The following is a 3,711-nucleotide window of genomic DNA, read 5'->3' as shown; positions in this document are numbered from 1 at the left end:
TCTTTTCGGGCGATTCGCGTCAAGTTTCATCGGTCACGATGCCCGCATCGCTCCCTCATCAACTCACGCGAATCTCTCCGAAAATCCTCTTTGAGTGAATAGAAGTGAAATTCAAACATACTCTAAAATTTATATCACTTTGCTTTTGAGAGTCTTTTCAGCGTCTTTTTGTTTGCTCCCCGGTCACGTAGCTACGGCTACACTCCCTCATCACAAACAAAAATCCATCTGACAATCCTTCTCAAAATCCGTATTATATAAATTTAGACAATTGTCCTCCAAAAGCACCTTTCGGACGAACAACGCCGATCTCTCCAAACTCTCAACACATTACTTTATTCCCCATTTATTGCCATAGTCTCGCGAATTCTACATATATTTGCACCATTATGAAAGGAATCGTACTTGCAGGCGGCAGCGGCACACGCCTCTACCCCATCACAAAAGGAGTCAGCAAACAGCTCCTACCGGTCTATGACAAACCGATGGTCTACTATCCGATCTCGGCGCTTATGCTTGCGGGCATACGCGACATACTTGTCATCTCCACACCTCAGGATCTGCCCGGCTTCCGGCGTCTGCTCGGCGATGGCAGCGACTACGGCATACATCTTGAATATGCCGAGCAGCCCTCGCCCGACGGACTCGCGCAAGCCTTCATCATAGGACGCGACTTTATCGGTGACGATTCGGCCTGTCTGGTGCTGGGCGACAACATTTTCCACGGAGCCGGATTTTCAGGACTGCTGAAAGAGGCTGTGGCCGACGCAGAGCGCGGACTGGCCACCGTATTCGGATATTGGGTCGACGACCCGGAGCGTTACGGCGTGGCCGAATTCGACGAATCCGGCCGGTGTCTCTCCATTGAGGAAAAACCTGAGCATCCGAAGTCAAACTACGCTGTGGTGGGTCTCTACTTCTACCCCAACAAGGTGGTGGACGTGGCCGCCTCCATAAAGCCGTCGGCCCGCGGCGAGCTTGAGATCACATCGGTAAATCAGGAATTTCTCCGCTCCGACGCCCTCCGCGTGCGCACCCTGCCACGCGGATTCGCATGGCTCGACACCGGTACCCACGACAGCCTCGCCGAAGCCTCGATCTACGTGGAAGTGCTTGAGAAGCGTCAGGGTCTCAAGATAGCCTGCCTCGAAGGCATCGCCTACCGGCAGGGATGGATTGACCGCCAGCGCATGGAGGAACTCGCACGTCCGATGCTCAAAAACCAATACGGCCGCTACCTAATGAAAGTGATCGACGAACTCGACCGCACCGGAATGCAAAATCTCGACTAACCGACGCACACATGGAACTTATCAAAACACAGATACCCGAAGTAGTGATCCTTAAGCCGCGAGTTTTTGACGACGCCCGCGGATATTTCTTCGAAAGCTACTCACAGCGCGACCTCAATCAGCTGATGCAGCGCGACATTCAGTTCGTGCAGGACAATGAGAGCCGTTCGGCCCGCGGAGTGATGCGCGGCCTCCATTTCCAGCGTCCGCCGTTCACCCAGGCCAAACTCGTCAGATGCGTGGAGGGTGCCGTGCTCGATGTAGCTGTCGACATACGCCGCGGATCGCCCACCTACGGCCATCATGTGGCAGTGGAGCTCACCGCCGACAATCATCTGCAGTTTTTCGTGCCACGCGGATTTGCACACGGCTTTGCAGTGCTGAGCGAAACAGCCGTATTCCAGTATAAATGCGACAACTACTACGCCCCGCAGGCCGACGGAGGCATATCGCTGCTTGATCCGGCTCTCGGCATAGACTGGCGCATCGATCCATCGACGGCGATACTGTCGGAAAAGGATACCCGCCATCCACTGCTTGAGCAGTTTGAGTCGCCGTTTATCTACGGCGAATTCTGAATGCCGACCCATTCACACAGAAAGACCCTGTATCGACCGACTGATCGGCACAGGGTCTTTTGGCATACTTGCCGCAATACTACAGCCTGCACATCTAACTTCACATTTTAAGCAGTTTTAACCACATCCGCTTCTAATTGTGAAAAATAATGCATATTTTTGTCAGCATTTTACACATTGGACTTTAAGAAAGACAGCCCCCAACCCAATCAGCGACGACATGAACAAAGTAAGAGCCGCTCTTGAGAAGGTGATGAGCGAAGATCTGTCGGAAATCTGGACGATACTAAATGCCGACGAGAAACGCAAGATCACCGACAACTTTGCCATACATCATTTCAAGAAAAATCAGATAATCTACGCCGAGAACGAAGATCCGGAATATCTCTGGTGTCTGCTTAAAGGCAAAGCCAAGCTCTACAAGGACGGAGCCGGCAACCGCACACAGATACTGCGGCTTATCAGACCTGTGCAATATTTCGGCTACAGAGCCTTCTTTGCCGAAGAGTCATACGTGTCAACCGCCGCCACAATCGAGCCGTCGATACTGGGAACGATACCCATGACCGTAGTAAAGGAGCTCATCGACCAGAACATCAGTGTTGCATGGTTTTTCATCCGCGAACTGTCGCACAATCTCGGACGCTCCGACACCAACATAGTCAACCTCACTCAGAAGCATCTGCGAGGCCGCCTTGCCGAAGCGCTCATAGCTCTCAAAGACAGCTACGGATATGAAGAGGACGGCACCACCATCAGGGTATATATGGGACGCCAGGATCTCGCCAACCTGTCGAACATGACCACCGCCAACGCCATACGCACGCTGACCGACTTCGGCAACGAACGCATCATAGTGGTCGACGGACGTACCATAAAAATCATTGACGAAAAGACGCTCGTAAAAATCAGCCGCTTCGGCTGACAAACGACAACGTATATATAAACACAACAGGCAATATGTCAGACGGTCAGAACCCTGACGTATTGCCTGCTTTTTTTTCACACAACGGCAAATTATACCGACGGGTGACACCGGATAAGCGTCATTGCACGCCCCTGAAACTACAGACGCTGCGCCGGCATTGCCGACGCAGCGTCATAATTCGATCTGTTACAGACAACCTTTATCAGTTCCCGAGAGTCTCATAGAGTTTCTTGATGCCCTCGTTTTCCGGATCGATCTTCAGATAGTCTTCCAGATACTGCTTGGCCTTGGCCTTGTCTACATCAGAGTAGTAGATGCCGAGCACGTAGTCGGCGGCGCGATATGATGCGACCTGCGACTCACGGTTGGCCGGATCGGCATTGAGCAGCTCAAGCATTTTCTCATAGAGAGCGGCGATCTCGGCATTGGGGTTGTCGTCGTTGCGAGCAAGAAGTATCTCACCTTTCAGACGATAGAGAACGGCATTGTCCGACACACGCTCCAGAGCCTTGTCGTAGTACTTGATACCTTCATCGGCGGCAGCCACACGCTCAGGAGTGCCCTTTTCGAGCTTGCGTGCCAGAGATGCATAGCGGCGACCCATGTTAATGATGTCGTTGAGCGAGCCGTTGCCTGCATCAAGATACTGCTTCATCACCTCCACAGCCTTTTCGGAGTTGCCCGCGCGGTCGTGGACGAGGCTCAGCTTCGGCAGCAGCTCAGGCTTGTCGGGGTTTAGCTCGATGGCCTTCTCGAAAGTCTTCACGGCTTCCTCATATTTGCCCTGCTCTGCGAGAGCGTCGCCATAAAGGATATAGTCATTGGGGATGTACTCTGCGTCGGGATGACCGAAAAGCTTTGCTCCGGCCGCTTCTGCAGCAGGCCAGTCTTCCTTTGCGGCATAGTCCATCAT

At 52.8% G+C, this 3,711-nt stretch carries 4 protein-coding genes; 3 read left to right on the top strand and 1 reads right to left on the bottom strand.

The features are described 5' to 3' along the window. Nucleotides 1-389 precede the first annotated feature (389 nt). The 3 genes from rfbA to C5O24_RS11700 all read left to right on the top strand — a co-directional run bounded on the left by rfbA (nucleotide 390) and on the right by C5O24_RS11700 (nucleotide 2,795). Nucleotides 390-1,292, top strand: a complete 903-nt coding sequence (gene rfbA / locus C5O24_RS11710) for a glucose-1-phosphate thymidylyltransferase RfbA (RefSeq protein WP_107035576.1) — start codon at nucleotides 390-392, stop codon at nucleotides 1,290-1,292. An 11-nt stretch (nucleotides 1,293-1,303) separates the two neighbouring features. Then, nucleotides 1,304-1,870 carry a dTDP-4-dehydrorhamnose 3,5-epimerase gene (gene rfbC, locus C5O24_RS11705; protein ID WP_107035575.1) on the top strand — a complete coding sequence of 189 codons (567 nt, stop codon included), beginning with the start codon at nucleotides 1,304-1,306 and terminating at the stop codon, nucleotides 1,868-1,870. Nucleotides 1,871-2,090: 220 nt separating this feature from the next. Continuing rightward, entirely contained in the window at nucleotides 2,091-2,795 is a 705-nt protein-coding gene (locus C5O24_RS11700) for a Crp/Fnr family transcriptional regulator (protein WP_107035574.1), read from the top strand. Nucleotides 2,796-3,000: 205 nt separating this feature from the next. Here C5O24_RS11700 and C5O24_RS11695 read toward each other — a convergent pair. Further along, nucleotides 3,001-3,711, bottom strand: a 711-nt coding sequence (locus C5O24_RS11695; protein WP_107681875.1) for a tetratricopeptide repeat protein, incomplete at its 5' end; no start/stop codon positions are given.

Source organism: Paramuribaculum intestinale, from assembly GCF_003024925.1.
Classification (GTDB): domain Bacteria; phylum Bacteroidota; class Bacteroidia; order Bacteroidales; family Muribaculaceae; genus Paramuribaculum; species Paramuribaculum intestinale.
This window is presented reverse-complemented; position numbering and strand designations above follow the sequence as displayed.

Excerpts from the sequence above, each read along its gene's own strand:
- rfbA (WP_107035576.1), top strand. The coding sequence starts at position 390 with ATGAAAGGAATCGTACTTGCAGGCGGCAGCGGCACACGCCTCTACCCC.
- rfbC (WP_107035575.1), top strand. The coding sequence starts at position 1,304 with ATGGAACTTATCAAAACACAGATACCCGAAGTAGTGATCCTTAAGCCG.
- C5O24_RS11700 (WP_107035574.1), top strand. The coding sequence starts at position 2,091 with ATGAACAAAGTAAGAGCCGCTCTTGAGAAGGTGATGAGCGAAGATCTG.